The organism is Microbulbifer hainanensis, assembly GCF_014904735.1.
GTDB classification, from domain to species: Bacteria; Pseudomonadota; Gammaproteobacteria; order Pseudomonadales; family Cellvibrionaceae; genus Microbulbifer; species Microbulbifer hainanensis.
The window spans coordinates 142544-165534 of the sequence record NZ_JACZCR010000028.1; the positions used below are offsets into that span (position 1 = coordinate 142544).

Here is a 22991-nt window from a genome sequence, read left to right on the forward strand (position 1 = left end):
CAGAGAAAAAGATGTTAGACGATTCGCTATACCCACAGCGCCGGAACCTGGCAGCATTTATCGAACAGAACCTGCGGAAGTATGCCGATAAGCCAGCGTATCACTGTCTCGGGCAGACACTGACTTTCGCCGAGGTGGAAAAGAAATCCCGCCACCTGTCCCAGTGGCTGCGACACGACGCCCGACTCCAGCCCGGCGACCGCATCGCCATTCAACTGCCAAACCTGATCCAGTTTCCCATTGCCGCCTACGCGGCACTGCGGGCTGGACTGATCGTCGTCAATACCAACCCGCTCTACACGCCGCGGGAAATGCAGCACCAGTTTTCCGATTCCGGTGCCAAAGCGCTGGTCATCCTGGAGGATTTCGTCAACAAATATGACGCGATCAAGGCGGACACCAGTATCGAGCAGGTGCTGGTCACCAGCCCCGGGGAGCTGCTCGGTGTCCCGGTCAATACCGGGGAAGGTAGTTGCGCCCTGCTCGACGCCATTGAGCGCGGGCGGGACTTAGCGCCGCTGTCCGGCAGCCCGGCACAGCTCGAAGATACCGCTGTACTGCAATACACTGGCGGCACAACTGGGGTAGCCAAGGGCGCCTGCCTGACCCACGCCAACCTGATCGCCAATGCTGCGCAGATGAACCAGCGTCTGACACAGCGCTGTGACGAAGGTGTCGAAATTTTTGTCTGTCCCCTGCCCCTGTACCATATCTACGCATTTACCGTGAATATGCTGGCCCTGTTCAGTCTGGGCACCCTCACCATATTGATCCCGAACCCGCGGGATCTCGACAGTGTCGTCGACACCATCAAACCATTCCGCTTTACCGGTTTTTCCGGCCTCAACACGCTGTTTGCCGGCCTCTGTCGTCACGAAGGTTTTCGCCAACTGGATTTCAGCACACTGAAGGCCACATTCTCCGGCGGCACCGCGCTGACCAGTACTGCCGCACAGCTCTGGCAATTCACTACCGGTTGCCCGATAACCGAAGGCTGGGGGCTTTCCGAAACCTCTCCCGTAGTGACCCTGAACGAATTCGGGCAGGAGGAAATCGGCACGGTCGGCACACCCCTGGTCGACACGGAGGTGCAGGTCTGGAATGAGGCGGGCAATGCGCTTGCGGATGGCGAGAGCGGCGAACTGGTCGTCCGCGGACCACAGGTGATGAAAGGCTACTGGCAACGGCCTGAAGAAACGGCAAAAGTAATACAGAACGGTTTTTTCCGCACGGGGGACGTCGGCCTGATACAGGAAAATGGCAATATCCGAATCGTCGACCGCCTGAAGGATATGATTATCGTCTCGGGCTTCAATGTATACCCGAATGAAGTCGAAGAAGTGCTCTGCTGTCACCCCAGGATACTCGAGGCCGCCGTGGTCGGCATTCCCAGCGAGAAAACCGGCGAAGCTGTTTGCGCACACCTGGTCGTGAACGGAGAGATCGACGAAAACGAAATTACCGCGTTTTGCCGCGAGCGACTGACTGCCTACAAGGTTCCCAAGAAGTTTGTGCTGCACACAGAACTGCCGAAATCTACCGTAGGCAAAATACTGAGGCGGGAATTGCGCACTGATGCCGATTGAACACCATACGTCCATCAGACAATTTATCTCTCCGTATCAGCGCGTGCGGCGCCTGATACTGCAACGGATTACAGCGGATTACACACGCTTGTTCGCCGTGTCCACAGCCAATAGGAGATGACCGTCACACTGGCTGCCATCCCGGTGTGACTAGCCGCCGAGCCGCAGGGCAATTGCTGGCGCTGACCTATCATTGTTCTCTATGACAAGCCTGATTCGCACCGCGACGCTGATAGGCTTCGCCGATGTGGTCACCGAGCTGGATGGTGACCCATCTGAACTACTGCGTCGCGCCCATATCGATCCGCGCAAACTCTGCGACCTGGACGGCGTGATTTCGCTGCGCGCCAGCATGGGCTTGCTGGAAGCCGCGGCGAGAGAATACGACTGTCCAGATTTCGGGCTGCGTATGGCGCAATATCAGGACCTGATGGTTCTGGGCCCTCTCGCAATCGTCGCACTGGGAGAAAAGACCGTCGGCGACGCCCTGGAAAAAATCACCCAGTTCATGCACTTCCACTCTCCTGGGCTCACTGCCTGGGTAGAGCGGGACAGCGAGCCCGGACTCACACACCTGACCTTCGCCCTGGATGTCCACGCCGTAGAGCGACGCCATTTTCTGGAGAGTGCACTGGTCGTAGCCAATACCACGATGAAAATGCTTTACGGTGAAGGTTTCAGGGCTGAAAAGGTACTGCTGGGGTTCGACTCACCATTGCCGCAGTCCAGTTATCACAAATATTTCGCCGCCCCCGCCCAAGTCCGCCAAAAATCCACGGCTCTGGTTTTCGCCAATCGCTATCTCGACGGCACCCTGGTCCGGGATAGCGCGCGTATGCACGACATCATGGCAGAGTTCGTCAACGATGCCATCGGCGACCGCACCATGACGGTCACCGAGCAAGTGAAAATGTTGATCCAATCCCTGCTGCCGACACAGCGCTGTTCCCTGAAGTTTGTGGCAATGCAACTGGGAATCAATCCACGTACGCTGCAACGGCGCCTCGCCGAGGCGTCATTGGTGTTCGAAGATCTGCTCGATCAGGTGCGCCGCGAACGGGCTGACTTTTATCTGGCAGAGCCGGATATGCCTGCCGCACAGATCGCCGGCTTGGTCGGTTATTCGGATCAGAGTTCGTTTAACCGGGCCTGCCGGCGCTGGTTTGCCAGGACCCCAATGGAGCGCCGTCGGCAATTGCAGGAGTCGATCCGCAGGGACGTCGTGCACGGCAACGCCGCGCTCCTGACGGACGCGAGAGACTAATCCAGTCACAACGCCCCCTGCTGGCATGAAATGCCAACCCTCTTTGTCAGGCGACGCAGAAACCTTTCACAACACCGGATTTTATTCGGTGTGACTGAGAGTGCATTGACTGACCGTCCACTTTCCGGAATGATTTACGCCCGCGCGCCCGCAGCATTACCGCGACCTGCCTATGACCGCTTTTATCCGCAGCACATCCCTCATTGGCTTTTTCGAGCTCGTCACCGAGCTGAATGGTGACCCGATCGCATTGTTGCGTCAGAATTTTCTCGATCCACACAAGGCTGCCAACTTCGAGGGCGTGATCCCCTTCCGATACCAGGTAGCACTTTTCGAGCAGTCGGCTCGACAACTGGAGTGCCCGGATTTCGGCCTGCGCCTGTCGGAGTTCCAGAGCCTGATGGTACTCGGCCCTTTCGCCGTGGTGGCGTTGAACGAGCGGGATGTCGGCAGTGCCCTGCGCAAGATCATTCAATATATGGGCTTTCACTCAACGGGCCTGACCATCAACCTGGTTGCCGACGAAACGCCCGGTATGGCCCGTCTAGAATTCGATACCAGCGAACCGATTGCCGACGTCCGCCAGCAAATGGAACTCACCCTCGCCGTCGCCAAGAATGCAGCAGGCATGCTGTACGGCGACGACTTCAGATTTCACGCCGTGCTACTGCGCGGAGATTCTCCACTGCCTGCCACACGATACGAGACCTGTTTCCAGGCGCCGGTTCGCTTTCGGCAGGGAAAATATGCGCTGGTATTCGACCGGGAAAAGCTGCACCGACCGATTGATCACGCCGCCAATTTTATGCAGAACACCATGGAGCGGTTTATCGGCAATGTGACAAGCGAATGCGATATGGCCCTGGGAAGCCAGATTGAACTGCTTATCCACTGCCTGCTACCCACCATGCGCTGCTCACTGGTGACCGTCGCCGATCTGCTGGGTATATCGCTACGCACGCTACAACGGCGGCTCGCAGCGGAGTCTTTGGTATTTGAGGACATGCTCGAAAGAATTCGCCGGATTGCGGCTGACACCTACCTGTCAGAGCAGGAAATGCCGATCGCACAGGTGGCCGGGCTATGCGGCTATACGAGCCAGAGTTCATTCACCCGCGCCTGTCAGCGCTGGCACGGCATATCACCGCGAAATCGACGCAAGCAGCTGGCTGCCCAATTCCACGCCGCTTACCTATCTCCGGTCTGACGGGCGACACACCAGTTAACTCTTCCCAAATGGGTTAAAACCCGCGACACTGGGGCAATAAAAATAAAGTCAGCCATCAGTGAGTGAACAATGCAGTCACAACACTTCGATGTATTGATCATCGGTGCCGGCCTGTCGGGCATTGGTGCCGCCTGTCGCCTCAGCCAGGAATGTCCCGGCAAGCGCTTTGCAATCATCGAGCGGCGCGATCGGGTCGGCGGGACCTGGGACCTGTTCCGCTATCCTGGTGTCCGTTCCGATTCGGATATGTTCAGTTTCGGATTCGATTTTCGCCCCTGGAATGGTCTCAAGGTACTGGCCGACGGCCCGGCCATTCGCAACTATATCGGTGAAACGGCGGCCGAATTCGGTGTGGCCGACAAGATCCATTTCGGTATCGAACTGAAGGATGCCAACTGGTGCAGTGACGACAATCGATGGACCCTGCAGGGCATTGATACAGCTACCGGCACGACGCGCCACTATACCTGCCGCTATCTGATTTCCTGTACCGGTTACTACGATCACCACCAGGGGTATCTGCCGGAATTCCCCGGCATCGCGTCATTCAAAGGGCTCTGTATTCACCCGCAGCAATGGCCGGAAGACCTGGAATACCGTGGCAAGAAAGTGGTCGTGATCGGCAGCGGCGCCACCGCCGTGACACTGGTACCGGCCATGGCCCGCGACGCGGCGCATGTCGCCATGTTGCAACGTTCACCGACCTACGTGTTGTCAATTCCGGCCTACGACAAGCTATCTGAATTCCTGCAGCGCTTTCTACCGGAAAAATGGGTCTTTAAAATGGCTCGCTGGCGCAATATCAAATTACAGCGGTGGATGTACCGGGTTTCCAAACGTTGGCCGGGCTTGATGCGGGCGCTGTACCTGCGCGGCGTGCGCAAGGGGCTCGGTGAAAACTTCGACATGCGTCATTTCACACCGAGCTACATGCCATGGGACCAGCGCCTCTGCGCCATTCCCGATAAGGACCTGTTCCTCGCGTTAAAGTCCGGCAAGGCCACCGTCGTGACGGACCAAATAGAAACGTTTACCGAAAACGGAATCCTGCTCAAGTCGGGCCAGCACCTGGATGCCGATATCATCGTCACAGCCACAGGCCTCAATCTTCAGGTACTCGGCGGCATGCAATTGCGCGTCGATGGCGCTCCGGTTTCGATTCCCGAAAAGCTCACCTACAAAGCCGTGCTGATGGAGGGTGTACCCAACATGGCCTGGATTTTCGGTTATACGAATGCGCCCTGGACACTGAAAGCGGATATCGCTTCACGCTATGTGTGCCGCCTGCTGAACCATATGGATAAATGGGGATACCCGGTTTCCGTCGCGCTCGACCGCGAGGGCAACGCCTCAACCGGCTCCGTCATGGGCGCACTGCAGTCCGGTTACGTTGCGCGCGGCAACCAGGTATTGCCGCGCCAGGGCAAACGCTATCCCTGGCGTATTCTGAACAATTATGAAAAAGACGCCGAGATCCTGCTCACGCATCCCATCGAGGACGGCATTCTGGAATTTTACGGGGCAACGGCAGGCGCCCCCGACGCAGAGGCATCTATCGCCTGACAATAGCGGTCACGCCAACTGCAGTGTCTGCTGCGCGGACGACCGAAAGATTGACTAGTCTGTCTGAGGACGGGCCGATCAACCGGCGACCGCAACGCACACTGCGGGCGAATGGATGCGTCAGCAAATCGGTCCGCGTTTCGCCGAAATTCCCTATGGCCAATACACAGCGATGAGCGACCGCAAGCGAAGAAAATTTACCGCCTATTACATATTCGCCAAGATATTTTCGCTGCTGTTTCTGGCCATGTGCGCGGCCATCCTGATCTCTACCATTTTTACTTTCACCGAATTCATATTCTCCTCGGCGATTTTCTACAAGGAAAACGAGATTCCGGAACTGGTGATCAATGCGATCAGCAACCTGATCATTGCACTGGCAATGTTTGAACTGTTTCTGGTAATCAATATCGATGATCATCCGGAATCCAAATACAAAACCATGCACGTCCTGCTGGACTCGGCGCCGCGCTTTATCATCGTTGTGTGTGTGGCACTAGGGCTCGAGGGCCTGGTACTTGTCATCAAATTCAGCCAGGACAACAAGACCGAAGAGCTGCTCTACCCGATGGCCGTCATCGTCAGCTCTGCCATTCTGCTGGTAGGCCTCGGCATCTTCCTCAAGATCTGTCCGCGCGGCTCCGAGGACGAGGAAAAACCGCCTGAACCGGAACCGGCTGCCAAGCCCGATGAATAGGCAGCCCGGCGCAGCTCGCCCGGCGGCGGAACACAGCGCTGCCCTGCCCCCGGCCACTGAATCGCGGCTCGCCAGAACCGTGGAGCGCGAGACGAGCAGCCATTCACCGCAGCACTCTGGATTCTATCTGCTTGATGATGGACTCTCGGCGTATGTTGCGCGTATCGCGCTGGTCGAGGAAGCAGTCACCTCCCTAGACCTGCAATACTACATCTACAGTGACGATACCGCCGGACGCATCCTGACCGGTAAACTCCTGCAGGCTGCCGACCGCGGCGTACGTGTGCGACTGCTGGTCGACGATCTGGGGACCCGCCTGACCAACCCCTGGATTGTGACACTGGCCAGCCACGAAAATATTCACATCCGTGTCTTCAATCCGGTTGAGGGCCGCAGCGGCCTTCGGCGCGGGCTCGAGCAGGTAGTCAATTTCGGCCGTATCAATCACCGCATGCACAACAAGCTGCTGGTGGCCGATGGCATCGCCATTATTACCGGCGGGCGCAATATTGCCGACGGATACTTTTCCAAGTCTGATATCGAGTTTCTGGACGTGGATGTCGTTTCCGTGGGTGCCGTGGTAGCGGATGCCGCCAGCGTATTTGATCGCTACTGGAACAGCACTGCAGCTGTGCCCGTTACCGACCTGCCCTTTGCCGAGAAGGATGAACACACGCTCGATGAGTTGCGCAAGCTGGTTACGCGCTATCTCGATGGTGAGGAAAAATCGGATTTCAGCCAGGCGCTCGCCGAGTCGACATTGGCGCGCCGACTGCGCAACGGCGATGTGCCCTTTGCCTGGGGGAAGGCGACGCTATACGCCGATCCGCCGGAAAAGGCGACCGACCGGGACAAGGTGCCGGCCAGCGAATATCCCGGGTACCAACTGGAAAAAATTGTAAAGCAGGCGCGCCAGCGCCTGCAGATTGCCAATGCCTACCTGATTCCTGGACAGGCCGGTGTTCAGCTGTTTTCGGAGATACAGCGGAATGGCGCCCAGGTGGATATTCTCACCAACGGCCTGGGCACCAACGACGAGGCGGTCGTCCACGGCGCCTATGCGCAATACCGCGCGCCACTATTGCGCGCCGGTATCCGCCTGTGGGAACTGCGCCCCATGGCCGAGCAGCGCCGGCGACTGCACTGGTTCAAGGGAAATTCCCGTGCCAGCCTGCACGCCAAGATCTTCGTACTCGACACTGACCGGGCTTTCGTGGGTTCCATCAACCTGGACCGCCGCTCGCTGATTCAGAACACCGAAGTCGGCCTGTTAATGAACAGCACACCTATGAACGAGCAATTACACGCACTGTTTGAGCGCTGGGTGACGCCGGACTCCGCCTGGCGGCTGCGGTTCGACAAGGAAGATCGTATCCGCTGGCACGGCGAGGACGACCATGGCAAACCGTTGACAGAAGACAGGGACCCGGATTCAACCCTCTGGCAACGGTGGCTGTCGCGCGTGCTGGCCTGGTTACCGATAGAATCCCAAATCTAGCCTCAACCCGGCGGGGCAACCACTTCGTAAACCACCTGGGTGCCCGAATACGAAGGGCGATACCAGCTGCCATCACAGCGTTCGTAGGTAATGCCGCCGACAGCTATGGTGGTACAGGCTGGCGGTAGCGCATAAACGAAACTGCCGATGGCTGCACCCGCGGCGACACCTGCCCCCACTCCGGCCCAGTAGCCACCCGGCCAATAATGGGGGCGATAGGGATAGCGATGATCGGGAACTATCCGGCGGTCCGGTTCAATGCGGCGCTCCGGCAGCGGACGCGGTCCCAGTGGGCGAAATGCCCCACCGCCAAACCCGCCGATTCGGCCCATACCACCGAAATGGCCACCGATATTGAAGTGCGCACCGCCACCGATAAAGCCCGGACGCGCCTGCGCTTCAGTCGGCAACAGCAAGGCCGAAAGCAATAGTCCGGCACCTACAGTCGCGGCCAGCGCAAAACGGCCGTAAGAAAATTCAGGATCAATCATTGCTTTTTCTCCCCCTGTTTAACCTTGCGAAACGGGATACGCTTGGCATCTTTCGGTAGCTGGGGGCGGAACAGTTTGTCTGGTAGGGACTCCGCGACATGCCACTTCAGAGTGGCGGTAAAACGCGGGCTGCCCGGATCCGATACATTCACAATAGAGATTTGCGCGGGAAGCGCGGGACCTTTCTCGGGCAACCATATTTCCCAGTCGAGCTTGGCGCCGCGGAATGCCCAATGCTCAACCTTTTTGTCATTGATCTCTGCCGGGCCGACCAGAAAGGCCTCTTTGATGTCATGCTTCGGCGCGTCCGGCGTACCCCACTCCAACAGATCTGCCAGAGGCACTTCCAGACCATAGTCACTGGCGATTTTAATCAGGGCCGAGCGGCTGTCGGTGTTGAGGTCGAGCTCGCCAAAATATCCCTCCTCAGGCGCCACCATCACCAGCTTCTCGCCATTGTGAAACAGCAGGCGGGTAAAGTTGTCGGTGCGCAATTCCGTGCGCAGGTGGTCAGGGCGGCGGAACCGCATCTTGTAGTCGCCGCCGATCAACAACTTCTGGCCGTTTTCCATCACCACTTCGGTGGCCAGGTCCGCATCAAAGCTCAGGGATTTTTTTTCGGCCAGCGCATCGCCCATACGCTTCAGCGCGTCGAGCGCCGCGGGTTCGGGCCCGCCGCTTTGGCTTTTACCTTGCTGCTGACCGGTGGCAGCGGGGGAAACCGACAATACCAGAGCTAAAAAAAGTGTTAGCAGTGGTGACAGCCGGTTGGTAAAGAAATTCACCATAATGCACGGCTCCCTATCGGACCGAGGGAAAGATTGACAGAAAAGGACGACCACCGGCTATACAGCAGTCGCTACTTCAAGCCTAGTGGAGGTAGAAATAGACGCAATTACGCCGTTGAGAGCAATTCGCTATAAGGCTTCGAGTGTACATAGCCGACTGAAGACAGCGAGGAAATACACAGTACACGTGCAGGGTTGGAATGCCTGAGAAAGGCGAAAAACAAGGCGGCGACAAAATTTACGCGGAAAGCATTGCACAGGGAAAAGAATTGCTACGTTAACTGCATACCGGTGCGGAGCCAGGCTACCCCTTTTAATTACCTCGACACGCCGCTTCGCCCGCGCTTTTATTTTACCCGCAGGAACACTCGTAAAATGTCACTGCACATCAAAAGTTTCGTTGTCACAGCCATCGCGTTAATGAGCTTGGTCTCTCCCGCACCGGCCGAGGAAACCGCAAAGCCGGGGTCGCCCGCGGCCACTACCACCATCAGCGGCAAACAGCTACCCCCGCCCGATCCGAAATTCGGCGGCGTAATCAAGCGCAATGCACTGCAGTCAAAGGCCTGGTGGGCGCCGCGCGTGGTACCACCGAAGAAGGCACCGAATATCCTGCTGATCATGACCGATGACGCCGGCTTCGGCGTGCCCAGCACCTCCGGCGGGGTTATTCCCACGCCGACGCTGGATCGCATCGCCAAGAACGGCCTCCTCTATAACAACATCCACTCCACCGCGCTCTGCTCACCGACGCGGGCGGCGCTGATTACCGGGCGCAATCATCACTCGGCTGGCTTCGGCGTAATCTCGGAACAGTCCACCGGTTTCCCCGGCTACAACAGCATCATCAGCAAGGACAAGAGCACCATCGGCAGGATATTGCTCGACAACGGCTACGCCACCTCCTGGTTCGGCAAGGATCACAATACGCCGGCCTTCGCCGCCAGCCAGGTCGGCCCCTTCGACCAGTGGCCCACCGGCATGGGTTTCGAGTATTTTTACGGCTTTGTCGGCGGCGATGCCAACCAGTGGCAGCCAAACCTGTTCCGCAATACCACACAGATCTATCCCTTCAAGGGTAAGCCCGGCTGGAACCTGGTCACCGGTATGGCCGACGACGCCATCGACTGGTTGAACCGGATCAACCAGACCGATCCCAGCAAGCCGTTCTTTTTGCATTACGTGCCCGGCGCGACCCACGCGCCGCACCATCCCACTCGGGAGTGGGTCGACAAAATCCACAACATGCACCTGTTTGACGACGGCTGGAACAAACTGCGCGAGCGCATCTTCGAGAACCAGAAGCGCCTCGGCGTCATTCCCGCGGATACCCAGCTGGAGCCCTGGCCAAAAGAGTTGCTTAAGAACTGGGACGATTTAACCGCTAAGGAGAAGAAACTCTTCATCCGACAGGTAGAGGTCTTCGCCGCCTACGCCGCCTATAACGACCACGAAATCGGTCGGGTCATCCAGGCCGTCGAGGATATGGGCAAGCTCGACGACACACTGATCATCTACATCAACGGCGACAATGGTACCAGCGCCGAAGGTGGTCCGCTCGGCACGCCCAACGAGGTCGCGTATTTCAATGGCGTTAACGAAATGCCGGTCGACGTGCAGATGAAGTGGTACGACGTCTGGGGCACCGAGCAGACCTACAACCATATGTCTGCCGGGTGGTCCTGGGCCTTCGATACGCCCTTCACCTGGTTCAAGCAGAATGCATCCAAGCTCGGCGGCATCCGCCAGTCCATGGCAATTTCCTGGCCGAATGGCATTGAGGACAAGGGCTCGCTTCGCGAGTAATTTATTCACGTGATCGATGTGGTACCAACGCTGCTGGAAGTCACCGGCATCAATGCGCCCGAAACCGTGGACGGCATCAAGCAGGCGCCGATTGAGGGGACCAGTTTCGCCTATACCTTTGAAAAGAAGAATGCCAAGGCACCTTCGCGGCACAAGACCCAGTATTTCGAGATGATGGGCCAGTGGGCGCTCTATCACGACGGCTGGCTGCTCAGCACCAAGGTCAACCGCGCGCCCTGGGAAGCCTTCGGCCCTGCCAATCCGGATCCGCTCAACAACCAGGTGCTGGAGCTCTATAACCTGGACAAGGACTTCAGTCAGTCACAAAACCTTGCCGACAAATACCCGGACAAGGTGAAGGACATGAAGAAGCTGTTTATCGAACAGGCCGACAAGTATCAGGTCTTCCCACTGGATGCCTCGGTAGCCGCACGCATAGTCGCGCCGCGGCCGAATATCACCGCCGGCCGTACCGAGTTTGTCTATACCCATCCGATGGTCGGCCTGCCGCAGGGCGATTCGCCTTTTCTGCTCAACAGTTCCTACACGATTACCGCGGACATTACCGTCCCCAAAGGCGGTGCCGAGGGCATGATTTTGACCTCCGGTGGACGTTTTGCCGGCTACGGATTTTACTTGCTCAAGGGCAAGCCGGTATTCCTGTGGAATCTTATCGACCTCAAACGCGTGAAGTGGGCGGGGCCCGAGGCACTCAAGCCCGGGCGACACACGCTGGAATTCGATTTCAAGTATGACGGCCTTGGCGTGGGCACACTCGCGTTCAATAGCATGAGCGGTCTCGGCCGCTCCGGGACCGGCACCCTCAAGGTGGATGGCAAGGCAGTCCAGACCATCACCCTGAAGCACACGTTGCCCATGATCCTGCAATGGGACGAGAGCTTCGACATAGGATCCGACACCCTGACCGGCGTCAATGACGCCGACTACCGGCCACCCTTCCCGCTCACAGCAAAGCTCAACAAGCTGACGATCAAGGTGGAGCCCCCGCAGCTCACGAAGGACGACATCAAGAAGCTGGAGAATACGACGGCGACCGCAGTGGACGGAAACCCGATTCACCATTTACAGGGCGGGCCGCACTGATCCCTGTGCTGCGGCATTGGAAGCTACCAAAAGCCGGGGCGGTCTGGGACGCGCGTTACTTGCGTTTACGATTCGCACAAAATCTGGATAAACCCGTAATATCTCTGGTTTAAGCGCTAGGCTGACGACAGCCTCGAGCGCACCACGATTTCCGAGGTGAGGGTATTGTGTACCGGGCAGCGATTTGCAATTTCCAGCAAGCGCTCCCGCTGCTCACCGGTCAGCTCCCCCTCCAGGGTTATCTCACGCACTATCTCGTCGATCTTGCCCTCTTTGGTTTCGCAGTCCGCACAGTCCTTCGCGTGCACCTTGCGGTGGGACAATATCGTGCGCACGCGTTCCAGAGGAATCTTCTTGTGATCGGCGTACATTCGAATGGTCATATTGGTACAGGCGCCGAGTCCCAGCAGCACATACTCATATGGGCCCGGGCCCTTGTTGTTGCCGCCGACATCCTCGGGCTCATCGGCAATCAAGCGGTGCGGGCCGGAATGTAATGTCTGGGTAAACTTGCCCTCCCCCGCTTCTTCGACGGTGACTACCGTCGGTGTTGGTCCACTCATCCGTACTTCCTTTTCTCTGTTTATTGGTCACTGGACTCAGGTCCGTGAAAAGCCATTATGACTACAATCCGGATTCAGCTAAACCGGGCCGCCTTGTCTGCAGTCGTCAACTCGATCGCACGGGGACGCTGAACGCCGGCTTTTACAGCTCGAACTGCACCGACGCCCCAAAGAAATTCAACGCGTAATTGTCGTAACTGCCCTGCAACCGAGGATTAAAGGGCGCCCCGCCGCTCTGGTCGATCTTGGTATCTCCCATCCACACCAGTGTATAGCCGACATCGAGCCGCAGCCCCGGGCACAGTTCTTTGCGCGCCCCCAGTCCCAGGCGCCAGGCATTGTCGACAACCAGATCCGCGGTGCGCGAACCCAGATCTTCAATACTGCTGTCGTAAGCGACACCTGTGGAAAGCGACCACCCCTGTAACCTGCCCGAAGTAAAGAGGTGCCGAACGCCGAGGGCACCGTGCCAGGAATCGTCATATTCCCGGTTGATCGTGGCGCTGGTCTGATTCGGGTTGTCAATTTCGAAGCCGATATAGCCAAACTGTGACCACTCCTGCCAGTTGAGATTGGAATACAGGGTGGTACGCGGCGTCAGGCGCTGTTGCAAGCTGAGCGTCAGCGTCTGCGGCACCGTCATATCGATCTTTGTGCGCGCGCCATTGAGCCGTGAGACCAGCTGCGAAAAAAGCGGCCCAAAGTTTCTGAGGCGCAAATCGTCCCGGAAATTCCAGTCGACCTCAGAGGTGTACACAAGTCCCAGCGTGGTGGCAGTGGTCGGTTTATAGGTCACACCCAGATTGCCGCCATAGCCGATATCGATATCGTCGTATTTCAGTCTGGCATCGCCGCCGAGCAGTCCGGCGCGGGGGCGGGACTCGTATTTGTAGTAGCCACCCATCACATTGAGCGCCAGGCCGAATGACAGGCAGTCACTCGCCTTCCAGCTCAGGGAAGGGAGCAGGCTCATACCGATGAGACTGGTCTCAGTAACAAAGCGGCGCCCCTTCCAGCCATTGTCGTAGTCCAGTACACCACCCATATTTCCCGCCATGGCGAAGCCCCAGCCCAGACTGTCGGTGAGGCGCCCCGCGGCAAAGAATCCCCCGCCCGGAAACCACTCGATCGCATTGCCGCCATCGCCGCCGGGGACGTTGCTCTCACCTCCGTCGCTGAAATCGAGGTTTCCGTAGAGTAACTGCCCGGCGGCCATTATCTCGGTATCGTCACGCCACACAGTCCCGGCCGGGTTGGTGTATGCGGTGGAGGCGTCTTCCGGCATCGCCGCCCAACCTGCGCCGGCAGTACCCAGCGTCGGCGTGCCGATTTCCCAAACCATCAGGCCGCCCGCGCTGGCCAGCGGTGATAGCAAAAGCGCACTGGTCGCCACGACAAGGGCTAATTTTTTATGGGAGAACTTGGACTGATCCATAACCAACTCCATCTGGCAGCGGCTGCCAATCCACGCTATTTCGGGAAAAGCAGGATGAAATTAAATCGAAAACCCATATTGTCTGCGCCACTATCCGGGCTCTCGGCGTAATAGCGCGGTCCCGCCTGTATCTGGTAGGTCTGCTTGCCCACTTTGAATACCTTGGCAACCAGAAAGGCGACGGGGACATTCCACTGCTCCGTTTCCCAGTCATAGGTCGACTCAGTTTGCAGCGTATAAGTCCAGGCACTCGGTGTGGTGTAGGCAAAAAAGGGCTGTATGAAAGTGCTGTTGACGTCGGCGCGGTTGCGGTCGCCGCCATAAGACCAGATATGGTTGACCAGTGCGCCGATGGTCCAGCCACCAGTCTGCTTCAGCACAACGCCGGTCGGACCCGCCCCCCACTTGTCGGTGCCCAGTTCTTGTTCAGTAGCGGTAGGAAACAGAAAGACCGGCCCCACCCCCCAGGTGATGCCGTTCACCGGCTCTGCTGGAGAGAAAAACAGGCTCTGGGTGGTATCGCCGAGGCCGGTTCTTTCTGGTGACTGCGGGAACACATCTTCCTGGTTGATCACCGGAACGATGGTGCGGCTGATGAGATTCCATTTGTCATTCAGGGTAATCGGAATGACTGGCTGAATATTGAGTGTGTAGCGTCGCCCCTGGTTGAGAGGGCCGACGTCGCGATCAAAATTATTCTGGAAAGGCACGCTGATCAGGCTGGAAACCGGATTGGCCAGTTTTTTTGCCAGATCCGCCCCGCTTTGTGCGTTGGCCAGTAAACCATACGCCAACAGCAGAAAACCCAGCGCCAATTTCCACATTCCAAAACTCCGAAGCCTGCATAGGGATCCTATTTCGCTTGGTAAAGTGTAGAAAGAAATTTGCTGCTGAATTTTCCCCCTGCGTTGGGCTGAGGGGAATTCGATAGATGAGCTGCCAGACAAAAAAATGCCCGGCGACGTTTCCGTTGCCGGGCTCTGTGATTCAGGTTATTGGCGCGAATACTGTCAGCGAACGCCGTCGAGCAGGTGACGTGCGATAATCAGGCGCTGAATCTCACTAGTGCCTTCATAGATGGTGGTGATGCGCACATCCCGCGTCATGCGCTCAAGCGGATACTCGCGGGTGTAACCCACGCCGCCGTGCATCTGCAGCGCCACGTAACAGGCCTCGTTGGCCTTTTCGCTGGCAAACAGCTTGGCCATGGAGGCTGCGGGGCCGAACTGCTGGCCGGCGTCTTTTTGCCAGGCCGCCTGCATCAGCAGTAGCCGGGCGGCTTCCAGTTCAGTGTACTTGTCCGCCAGCTGCCACTGCAGGCCCTGAAAATGTGCCAGCGGTTTGCCAAACTGTTCGCGTTCCTGCAGATAGGCGCGCGCGCAATCCAGCGCCTCCAGGCCAATGCCCAGGGCCAGGGAGCCGATACCGATGCGTCCACCGGCCAGCTCGCCGGCGGCGATGCGGAAACCGCGGTTTTCTTCGCCGAGCAGATTGGCGGCGGGAACACGGCAGTTGTCGAACCCCACTTCGTTGGTTACCGAGGCCTTCTGCCCCATTTTCTCCTCGGCCTTGCCGATGATCAGGCCCGGCGTGCCCGCCTCGACCAGGAAACAGGAGATGCCCTTGCCTTTCGGCGCGTCGGTATCGGTTACCGCCCAGACGACAAAAATACCGGCGAACTCAGCGCTGCTGATAAACAACTTGCTGCCGTTCAGTACGTATTCATCACCCTCTTTTACCGCGCGGGTGCGCATGGCGGCCGCATCGGAACCGGAACCCGGCTCCGTCAGGCAGAAGGAACCCGCGGCGTATTCGCCGCTGCAGATTTTCGGCAGGTAGCGGTTTTTCTGGTCGTCATTGCCCACCGCCTGGATTACCTCTGCAACCATATTGGTCACGGAAGTGGTGGTTGCAGTGGAGGCACAGCCGCGGGCGAGTTCGGTGATGGCGAGACTGAAAGCGATGGTACCGGCGCCGGTGCCGCCAAAATCGGGGTCGATATTGATCCCCATAAAACCCAGCTCGGCCAGCTGCTTGAGCTTGTCGAGCAACAGTTCGCGATTGCCGGTTTTGTCCAGTTCCGCGGCAACGGGCTTGAGTTCGCTGTCGGCAAACTGGCGCGCTGCCTCCTGAATCATCTGCTGTTCTTCAGTCAGTGCGAAATCCATAAAGTACCTGCTTTTTATTTATCAGCGCTCTTCAATGGAGCATCTCATCATCGTTTGTAGATCAATCGGCGCAGTAATCCCTGCTGGATTGCTACACCGAGCATAATCAAAACCAGACCAACAATGGTTGCCATATGAATCTTTTCACCCACCAATATTGCAATCAATAGCAACGAAAGCGGCGGCGATAGGTAAATCAGGTTACTGATGCGTGCTGTGTTGTCGCAGGACAGTAGCGCCCCCTGCCACAGCAGGAAGGCGATGCCCATTTCAAACAGCCCCACATAGACCGGCCCCAGCCAGCCGGTCAGTGGCGGCCACTGCCAGCCGCCCTGCACCACCAGTGCGGCGGCGAGCCATGGAAGGCCACAAAGGAAGCTCAGCAGGAGATTGACCGGCGCACTGCCGCCAATCCGCGTATTCAACAGCCAGTAGCCGCACCAGATCAGCGTGCTGAACAGCGCCAGGCCAACCCCCACAGGGTTGGCAAATTCCAGTGACAGTGGATTACCGCTGGTGGCGATCACCAAAACACCGCTGTAGCAGACCAGCGCCGCAAACAGGTCCTGGGGCCGCAACTGCTGCTTCAGTATCGGCACCGACAGCAGCGCAAGCAGTACTCCCCAAGTGTAATTGAGGGGCAGGACCTGCTGCGCCGGCAGCATGTCGTAAGCGTGAAACAGTACCAGGTAATAAAGGAAGGGATTGCAGAAGCCCAGCGCCAGATACCAGCGCCAGTTTTGCCGCCAGGCGGCGCGAAGTTCGGTCCAGAGCCCCATTTTCGTGACTACCGCGCCCATAAACAGCGTCGAAACAACGGCAGCTACACTCACCAGCTGCAGGGGAGTTACAAACTGGAGGGACAGCTTGAAGGCACTGGCCACAGTCGACCAGCAGGCCACTGCAGCCAGCGCAAAGAGATAGGCGCGGCGATTGTCGACGGACCGGGATTTATCCATTGGGGACTACTCAGAAAGCCTGCTATCGGCGGCCCGGGTGGGCAGCCGTAGCGCTCCCGACCCGCCTGAATCGATATCAGCGTTTGCCGCTTTTGGCTTTGGGCTCCGGGTCGGGCACGGCCACGGCGGTGTCCGTTTTCACTTCCTGAATCACCACATAGGTATGGGTTTCCCGTACACCGGGAATAGAAGCGAGTTTTTCACCGAGGAATCGGCGGTAGCCGAGCATATCCTTGATACGGATTTTGATCAGATAGTCGAAACCACCGGCCACCATATGGCATTCCTGCACCTCTTCCAGGCTGGAGACGTGCTCATTGAAGGCCTCGAGGGCGGAGGTGGCGGTATCGGTCAGCGTGACCTGGATATAGACGACGAGGCCGGCGTGTACCTTGAGCGGATCCAGCAGGGCCACGTAATCGCGGATAAAGCCCTCGCGTTCGAGGCGCTTGACCCGTTCCAGGCACGGTGTCGGGCTGAGATTCACCCGCCGCGCCAGCTCTACGTTTGGCAGGCGCCCTGCCCGTTGCAGGATGCGCAGTATCTGCCGGTCTATCCGGTCCAGATCTTCCAACTGTCGAGACATAGCGACATACCCTACTGGTGATTAGCGTTATAGGCGTGATATTTAACCACAACCGGCGGCAATATGGCGATTAATTCTGAGCACTTTCGCACATAATCCGGTTTTTTATTCTGGCCCTAAATTACAGAGCTTGGGAGACAATATGTCGACAAAATTCGCCGGCCAATCTACCGAACAGCTGCACAGCGCCCGCGAGCGGGCCCGCCAGTATCTACATGCCGACGAAAACCAGTGTGTGAGCGAGCTGCTGGGCGCGCCCCGGCCCGACGACGCACTGCGCCAGCGGATCCTCCACACAGCCCGTGAACTGGTGCGCCACTCGCGCCAGCACCGCAAGCAGCGCGGGACCCTGGATGCCTTCCTGCAGCAGTTCGGCCTCTCCAATAAGGAAGGGGTGGCGCTGATGTGCCTGGCCGAATCCCTGCTACGTGTACCGGATGCGGATACTGCCGACAAACTGATCGCTGAGAAAGTGCATTCCGGCAACTGGGCAAGCCATCGTGGCCAATCTGACTCCCTGTTCGTGAACGCCTCCACCTGGGGCCTGATGCTCACCGGCAACATCGTCGAGCTGGACCCGGATATCACCGAGAAGCCTTCCAGCTGGATGAAGCGCCTGGTCAGCCGCATGGGCGAGCCGATGGTGCGCACCTCGATGATGCAGGCCATGAAGATCATGGGCGGCCAGTACGTACTGGGCCGCACCATTGAAGAAGCCCTGAAACGCGGTCCCGCGGAAAACCTGCCGGGCACCCGCTTCTCGTTCGATATGCTCGGCGAAGGCGCCCGCACCATGGCGGACGCCCAACGCTACTTCGATGCCTACATGATGGCGATCGAAAAGATCGGCAATCACAACGACAAGCGCGACGTGGTCGAGGCCAACGGCATCTCTATCAAGTTGTCCGCCCTGCACCCGCGCTACAGCGTACTGCAGCGCGAACGCGTGATGACCGAGCTGCTGCCACAGGTCAAAGCCCTGTGTGTCGCCGCCGCCAAATACGATATGGGCCTCAATATCGACGCCGAAGAAGCCGAGCGCCTGGATATCTCCCTGGATATCTTCGAAGCCCTCGCCCGCGACCCGGAACTGAAAGACTGGCAGGGTCTCGGCTTTGTACTGCAGGCCTACCAGAAACGCGCCCCGCATGTGGCCGACTGGCTGATCGCCCTGGGCCGCGACACCGGCCGCAAACTGATGGTGCGCCTGGTAAAAGGCGCCTACTGGGATACCGAGATCAAGCATGCCCAGCAGATGGGCCTGTTCGATTACCCGGTTTACACCCGCAAGTGCCACACCGACCTGTCCTACCAGGTGTGTGCGCAGAAACTGCTGGACGGCCGCGACGCCATCTACCCGCAGTTCGCTACCCACAACGCCTACACCGTGGGCCTGATCCTGGAAATGGCCGGCAACAGCGGCGGCTATGAATTCCAGCGCCTGCACGGTATGGGCCACCTGCTCTACGCGCAGATCGAAGCCGTCCACGGCGAGCGTGTGCCGGTGCGCGTATACGCGCCTGTGGGTGCCCACAAGGACCTGCTGCCCTACCTGGTGCGCCGCCTGCTCGAGAACGGCGCCAACAGCTCGTTCGTGAACCGCTTTATGGACGAGAAAACCCCGATTGAAGAACTGGTGCAGGACACCCTCTCCCTGAGCGAGGCCTGCAATCCCTATCGCCACCCGCAAATCCCGGTACCGGAGGACATTTATATGGGCGCTGAGGCTCTGCCACGGAAAAATTCACACGGCATGGAACTGACTGATCCTGTTGCCGTAGAGCCACTGCTGGCGTCCGTAGAGAAAATGCGCGGCAAGCTGTTCCACGGCGGCCCGATCGTTGACGGCGTCATGGGCAAGACCGAAGAGCAGGTCCTCAACCCGGCCACCGGCGACCTGGTGGGCTATACCGCCAATACCGACAAGCACCTGATTGACCAGGCGTACCAGTCCGCCACCGAAGCCCAGGTTGCCTGGGATCGCCTCGGCGGCGAGAAGCGCGCAGCGATTCTCGACAAGATCGCCGACCTCTACGAACAGCACATCGACGACCTGACGGCGCTGATCTGCCTGGAAGCCGGCCGCACCCTGAACGACGGCATCTCTGAAGTGCGCGAGGCAGTGGACTTCTGTCGCTACTATGCCAACGGCGCGCGCAAGCATTTCAGCGAGCCCACCGAGCTGCCCGGCCCCACCGGCGAAAGCAACCAGCTGTTCCTGAGTGGCCGCGGCGTATTCGTCGCCATCAGCCCTTGGAACTTCCCGCTGGCCATCTTCACCGGCCAGGTGGTTGCCGGCCTCGCCGCCGGTAACGCCGTGCTGGCCAAGCCCGCGGAACAGACCCCGCTGATCGCTGCGCGCGCCGTGGAACTGATGCACGAAGCGGGCGTACCCACAAAGGTACTGCACCTGATCACCGGTACCGGCGCCACTGTCGGCGCCCCGCTGATCGAGGACCCGCGCCTGTCCGGTGTCGCCTTCACCGGCTCCACCGAAACCGCGCGCCTGATCAACCAACAGCTGGCTGCGAAGGAAGGCCCGATCACCCCGCTGATCGCCGAGACCGGCGGCCAGAATGTGATGATCGTGGACTCCACCGCCCTGCCCGAGCAGGTAGTGGACGATGTGATCCAGTCCGCCTTCCTGAGTGCCGGCCAGCGCTGTTCCGCCCTGCGCGTCCTGTGCGTACAGGACGTGATCGCGGACAACCTGCTGAATATGCTCAAAGGCGCTTGCGAGGAACTGACCCTCGGCGATCCGTCCAAGCTGGAAACCGATATCGGTCCGGTGATCGACGAGAAGGCCCTGGACCTGCTGGAAGCCCACCGCGAGCGCATGCAGAAAGAAGCCAAGCCACTGTTCGCGTTCGACGAAGGCAAGAAGCCTGGCACCGGTACTTTCTTCGGTCCGCAGGTGGTCGAGATTGAAGATTTCTCCGCGCTGAAACGCGAAGTCTTCGGCCCTTTCCTGCACGTCGTCCGCTTCAAGGCCGGCGAACTGGAAGACGTGATCCGCCGCATCAACGCCACCGGCTACGGCCTGACCTTCGGCCTGCACTCCCGCATCGAAGGCCGCGCCAGCGCCGTGTTCAAGCGCGTTAACGTGGGCAACACCTACGTCAACCGCGACATGGTCGGCGCCGTGGTGGGCGTCAACCCGTTCGGCGGCCAGGGCCTCTCCGGCACCGGCCCGAAAGCCGGCGGCCCGCACTACCTGTTCCGCTTCGCCAACGAGAAGACCAAGACCGTCAATATCGTGGCCACCGGCGGTAACACCGAGCTGTTTACGCTCGGCGAGTAACTTCCGGTCTCACAGGACCACCCCAAGGGCGAACCATTACGGTTCGCCCTTTTTTATTTCCGATTTCCCCTTCTTCCCGAGATCAGGAGCCAAAGGCTCTTGTTCACACCCGATATCGCGTAAGCCTTTGATTTATCAAGCACCCGTAATATGATCAAGAGCCGTACAAAAAAATAAACGACAAAGGCCCTCGCTCACTACTTCTGCTCAACATTCAAACAAAAAACTTTAAGCAACTGATTTCCCTGGATTTTTCTAGCAGGCTAGATAGTGAAGCTAGGAAATAGTAGCCAAAGAGATAGTGAGCAGGTGGCTCTTTAATAAACTGTTATGTGCTTGAGGAAGCTCTGTGCTCGATATAATTGAATTCATAGGTGAAGTTGGTAGTTCATTCCCATATTTGTATCGGGCATGGGGTTTTATTTTGCTTCCTTCATACCGGAAGCGGGTGCTCCATGAGTACAAGGCTAAGTCAAAAGCCTGGGTTGCTTTTGATACGTTGATGAGCCTTCTTTTTTTCGTGTTGGAGCTGTGGTTGGTGGCTTTTGTGCTGGACTCTGTTTTCTAGCTTGTGCTGGCACATAACAAGCGGCTGTTGGCGCCCCTTCGGGGCTGGGACGGCCTTGCCGCTGCTTCGCAGCTCCAGGTCCGCCCCAAAGCCGGGCGTTAGGCATTCGCAAATATCATGCAAAATAAGGTCTCATTATCGCAGTACGTAAGGAAGCGAAACGGTGTTGCATTGGGTGCAAACCATTCCATGAGAAATATGCTATCTCGCTCTTTGGGTGCCGGTTCATTCCCGGTGTTTTGGCATTATTGGAACCCAATATGGGGCTACTATTTGTCTCGCAACGTCATGAAACCGCTCGGTTTATTCTTGCCGAGTTGGCTGGCGGTCGTTTTTACCTTTCTTGTTAGTGGTGCGCTCCATGATTTAGCGGTTTCTCTCGTTAAATGGAAGGTAATTATATTTTTTACACCATGGTTTGCCCTTATGGGTATTACAGTCGTTTTGTCAAAGCATTTTGCTATTTCTTATCGCTCATATCCGTGGTTTGTTCGTACAGCAATAAATATACTTTTTATCGGTAGTGCACTGTTGGCAACATGCTTAGTAGAGGGTAAGTATGCCTAACGATCACAGGAAGTATGCTACAGTCCTTTGGGCTTCCGCGGGACGTCTTACGTTATGCACGTTTTGCGCCGGTCGCTGCGCTCCCATTTTCGTGCAAAACGCGCACAAGGTAAGCCGCCCCTGCTGTGGGCGTTACATTTCAAGGAGAAACCAATAATGGAGTTAAAGGAAGATAAGTGGTCGGTTGCAAGCGGAGAGAAGGGCGGTGCTCGGATTATCTACCGCTATCGATCATCTATTGCAGAAAATGTGGTTAAAAACGATTACTCTACAATGATCGTTATATCCTGGGATTTTGATGGTTCTAATAGCAATGGTTTACCTTATGGAGAAATCAACGATCGACAGCAATTATTAGAGGGTCAACTAGATTGGCTAGATGACCCGGAATACTCCTATCTCACGCAAGTAGTAACCGGAAACGGAAGAAAAGAGTGGCTATGGTATGTAAAAGATTGTGGTGTATGGATGGAAAAATTAAATGAATCACTATCAAAACAACCAGTTTTTCCAATAGCTATCGATTTTTATGATGAACCTGAGTGGGAAACATACAGCAGGTTCGTAGCTTGGGCCCCAAAAATCTAACAAGGCCGGGTAGATAGGCTCCGGGCCTTGGGACCTCCGCGGGACAGCTTACCTTGTGCGCGTTTTACGCAGGTCGCTATGCTCCCAATTTTGCGCAATACACGCACAAGGTAAGCTGCCCCCGCCGGCGGCGTTAGCTCCAAGACTTACCCACGCTTAGTAGACACTCTGTATAGTTAGGTTTCGGCCTAACACGGAGGTGTACCATGGGTAAGAAGAGAACTCAGGCTT

General features: G+C 57.7%; 20 protein-coding genes. 12 read left to right on the forward strand and 8 right to left on the reverse strand.

The features are described 5' to 3' along the window. The first annotated feature begins 11 nt into the window (after positions 1-11). The 6 genes from IG168_RS11380 to IG168_RS11405 all read left to right on the forward strand — a co-directional run bounded on the left by IG168_RS11380 (position 12) and on the right by IG168_RS11405 (position 7836). On the forward strand, positions 12-1586 hold the full coding sequence (locus tag IG168_RS11380; RefSeq protein ID WP_193164511.1) for an AMP-binding protein: 1575 nt from the start codon (positions 12-14) through the stop codon (positions 1584-1586). A gap of 202 nt (positions 1587-1788) precedes the next feature. Then, positions 1789-2850 carry an AraC family transcriptional regulator gene (locus tag IG168_RS11385; protein ID WP_193164512.1) on the forward strand — a complete coding sequence of 354 codons (1062 nt, stop codon included), beginning with the start codon at positions 1789-1791 and terminating at the stop codon, positions 2848-2850. Between the two features lie 172 nt (positions 2851-3022). Further along, a complete protein-coding gene (locus tag IG168_RS11390) occupies positions 3023-4057 on the forward strand; it encodes an AraC family transcriptional regulator (protein WP_193164513.1) in 1035 nt (344 codons plus the stop codon). A gap of 90 nt (positions 4058-4147) precedes the next feature. Beyond that, positions 4148-5641 carry a flavin-containing monooxygenase gene (locus IG168_RS11395; RefSeq protein ID WP_193164514.1) on the forward strand — a complete coding sequence of 498 codons (1494 nt, stop codon included), beginning with the start codon at positions 4148-4150 and terminating at the stop codon, positions 5639-5641. Between the two features lie 115 nt (positions 5642-5756). Beyond that, on the forward strand, positions 5757-6338 hold the full coding sequence (locus IG168_RS11400) for a hypothetical protein (protein ID WP_193164515.1): 582 nt from the start codon (positions 5757-5759) through the stop codon (positions 6336-6338). Beyond that, positions 6331-7836 (forward strand): phospholipase D family protein, encoded by a 1506-nt coding sequence (locus tag IG168_RS11405; RefSeq protein ID WP_193164516.1) that lies wholly within the window; start codon positions 6331-6333, stop codon positions 7834-7836. The genes IG168_RS11400 and IG168_RS11405 overlap by 8 nt, the downstream gene beginning before the upstream one ends. A 2-nt stretch (positions 7837-7838) precedes the next feature. On the opposite strand, the gene IG168_RS11410 is transcribed toward IG168_RS11405, so the two are convergent. Together IG168_RS11410 and IG168_RS11415 are read right to left on the reverse strand one after the other, a co-directional pair. Further along, positions 7839-8327: a hypothetical protein gene (locus tag IG168_RS11410; protein WP_193164517.1), complete on the reverse strand. Its 489-nt coding sequence runs from the start codon at positions 8325-8327 to the stop codon at positions 7839-7841. Next, positions 8324-9115, reverse strand: a complete 792-nt coding sequence (locus IG168_RS11415; protein ID WP_193164518.1) for a DUF2092 domain-containing protein — start codon at positions 9113-9115, stop codon at positions 8324-8326. Before IG168_RS11415 ends, IG168_RS11410 begins: the two co-directional genes overlap by 4 nt. Before the next feature lie 375 nt (positions 9116-9490). Here IG168_RS11415 and IG168_RS20660 point away from each other — a divergent pair, with 375 nt between their 5' ends. Together IG168_RS20660 and IG168_RS20665 are read left to right on the forward strand one after the other, a co-directional pair. Then, a complete protein-coding gene (locus tag IG168_RS20660; protein ID WP_226876863.1) occupies positions 9491-10921 on the forward strand; it encodes a sulfatase-like hydrolase/transferase in 1431 nt (476 codons plus the stop codon). 9 nt (positions 10922-10930) lie between these two features. Further along, positions 10931-12025: an alkaline phosphatase family protein gene (locus IG168_RS20665; protein WP_226876865.1), complete on the forward strand. Its 1095-nt coding sequence runs from the start codon at positions 10931-10933 to the stop codon at positions 12023-12025. 116 nt (positions 12026-12141) lie between these two features. Here the strand turns inward: IG168_RS20665 and IG168_RS11425 are convergent, their stop codons facing one another. The 6 genes from IG168_RS11425 to IG168_RS11450 all read right to left on the reverse strand — a co-directional run bounded on the left by IG168_RS11425 (position 12142) and on the right by IG168_RS11450 (position 17736). Further along, positions 12142-12588: an OsmC family protein gene (locus IG168_RS11425; protein ID WP_193164519.1), complete on the reverse strand. Its 447-nt coding sequence runs from the start codon at positions 12586-12588 to the stop codon at positions 12142-12144. A gap of 142 nt (positions 12589-12730) precedes the next feature. Beyond that, a complete protein-coding gene (locus IG168_RS11430; protein WP_193164520.1) occupies positions 12731-14023 on the reverse strand; it encodes an OmpP1/FadL family transporter in 1293 nt (430 codons plus the stop codon). Between the two features lie 35 nt (positions 14024-14058). After that, positions 14059-14847 (reverse strand): transporter, encoded by a 789-nt coding sequence (locus IG168_RS11435; RefSeq protein WP_193164521.1) that lies wholly within the window; start codon positions 14845-14847, stop codon positions 14059-14061. Between the two features lie 186 nt (positions 14848-15033). After that, positions 15034-16191: an acyl-CoA dehydrogenase family protein gene (locus IG168_RS11440; RefSeq protein ID WP_193164522.1), complete on the reverse strand. Its 1158-nt coding sequence runs from the start codon at positions 16189-16191 to the stop codon at positions 15034-15036. A gap of 47 nt (positions 16192-16238) precedes the next feature. After that, entirely contained in the window at positions 16239-17150 is a 912-nt protein-coding gene (locus tag IG168_RS11445) for a DMT family transporter (protein ID WP_193164523.1), read from the reverse strand. A 76-nt stretch (positions 17151-17226) separates the two neighbouring features. Continuing rightward, positions 17227-17736 carry an Lrp/AsnC ligand binding domain-containing protein gene (locus IG168_RS11450; RefSeq protein WP_193164524.1) on the reverse strand — a complete coding sequence of 170 codons (510 nt, stop codon included), beginning with the start codon at positions 17734-17736 and terminating at the stop codon, positions 17227-17229. Positions 17737-17878: 142 nt separating this feature from the next. Here IG168_RS11450 and putA point away from each other — a divergent pair, with 142 nt between their 5' ends. From putA to IG168_RS11470, 4 genes are all read left to right on the forward strand, one after another. Continuing rightward, entirely contained in the window at positions 17879-21037 is a 3159-nt protein-coding gene (gene putA, locus IG168_RS11455) for a bifunctional proline dehydrogenase/L-glutamate gamma-semialdehyde dehydrogenase PutA (protein WP_193164525.1), read from the forward strand. 349 nt (positions 21038-21386) lie between these two features. Further along, the gene (locus tag IG168_RS11460) at positions 21387-21605 is read left to right on the forward strand and encodes a hypothetical protein (protein WP_193164526.1); all 219 of its coding nucleotides are present in this window, start codon (positions 21387-21389) and stop codon (positions 21603-21605) included. Positions 21606-21722: 117 nt separating this feature from the next. Further along, positions 21723-22172 carry an MBOAT family O-acyltransferase gene (locus IG168_RS11465; protein WP_193164527.1) on the forward strand — a complete coding sequence of 150 codons (450 nt, stop codon included), beginning with the start codon at positions 21723-21725 and terminating at the stop codon, positions 22170-22172. Between the two features lie 156 nt (positions 22173-22328). Then, positions 22329-22760 carry a DUF695 domain-containing protein gene (locus IG168_RS11470; protein WP_193164528.1) on the forward strand — a complete coding sequence of 144 codons (432 nt, stop codon included), beginning with the start codon at positions 22329-22331 and terminating at the stop codon, positions 22758-22760. The last annotated feature ends 231 nt before the right edge of the window (positions 22761-22991 follow it).

Bases quoted from the DNA above. Each gene is read 5' to 3' on its own strand.
- IG168_RS11380 (WP_193164511.1), top strand. From the start codon at position 12: ATGTTAGACGATTCGCTATACCCACAGCGCCGGAACCTGGCAGCATTT.
- IG168_RS11385 (WP_193164512.1), top strand. From the start codon at position 1,789: ATGACAAGCCTGATTCGCACCGCGACGCTGATAGGCTTCGCCGATGTG.
- IG168_RS11390 (WP_193164513.1), top strand. From the start codon at position 3,023: ATGACCGCTTTTATCCGCAGCACATCCCTCATTGGCTTTTTCGAGCTC.
- IG168_RS11395 (WP_193164514.1), top strand. From the start codon at position 4,148: ATGCAGTCACAACACTTCGATGTATTGATCATCGGTGCCGGCCTGTCG.
- IG168_RS11400 (WP_193164515.1), top strand. From the start codon at position 5,757: ATGCGTCAGCAAATCGGTCCGCGTTTCGCCGAAATTCCCTATGGCCAA.
- IG168_RS11405 (WP_193164516.1), top strand. From the start codon at position 6,331: ATGAATAGGCAGCCCGGCGCAGCTCGCCCGGCGGCGGAACACAGCGCT.
- IG168_RS11410 (WP_193164517.1), bottom strand. From the start codon at position 8,327: ATGATTGATCCTGAATTTTCTTACGGCCGTTTTGCGCTGGCCGCGACT.
- IG168_RS11415 (WP_193164518.1), bottom strand. From the start codon at position 9,115: ATGGTGAATTTCTTTACCAACCGGCTGTCACCACTGCTAACACTTTTT.
- IG168_RS20660 (WP_226876863.1), top strand. From the start codon at position 9,491: ATGTCACTGCACATCAAAAGTTTCGTTGTCACAGCCATCGCGTTAATG.
- IG168_RS11425 (WP_193164519.1), bottom strand. From the start codon at position 12,588: ATGAGTGGACCAACACCGACGGTAGTCACCGTCGAAGAAGCGGGGGAG.
- IG168_RS11430 (WP_193164520.1), bottom strand. From the start codon at position 14,023: ATGGATCAGTCCAAGTTCTCCCATAAAAAATTAGCCCTTGTCGTGGCG.
- IG168_RS11435 (WP_193164521.1), bottom strand. From the start codon at position 14,847: ATGTGGAAATTGGCGCTGGGTTTTCTGCTGTTGGCGTATGGTTTACTG.
- IG168_RS11440 (WP_193164522.1), bottom strand. From the start codon at position 16,191: ATGGATTTCGCACTGACTGAAGAACAGCAGATGATTCAGGAGGCAGCG.
- IG168_RS11445 (WP_193164523.1), bottom strand. From the start codon at position 17,150: ATGGATAAATCCCGGTCCGTCGACAATCGCCGCGCCTATCTCTTTGCG.
- IG168_RS11450 (WP_193164524.1), bottom strand. From the start codon at position 17,736: ATGTCTCGACAGTTGGAAGATCTGGACCGGATAGACCGGCAGATACTG.
- putA (WP_193164525.1), top strand. From the start codon at position 17,879: ATGTCGACAAAATTCGCCGGCCAATCTACCGAACAGCTGCACAGCGCC.
- IG168_RS11465 (WP_193164527.1), top strand. From the start codon at position 21,723: ATGCAAAATAAGGTCTCATTATCGCAGTACGTAAGGAAGCGAAACGGT.
- IG168_RS11470 (WP_193164528.1), top strand. From the start codon at position 22,329: ATGGAGTTAAAGGAAGATAAGTGGTCGGTTGCAAGCGGAGAGAAGGGC.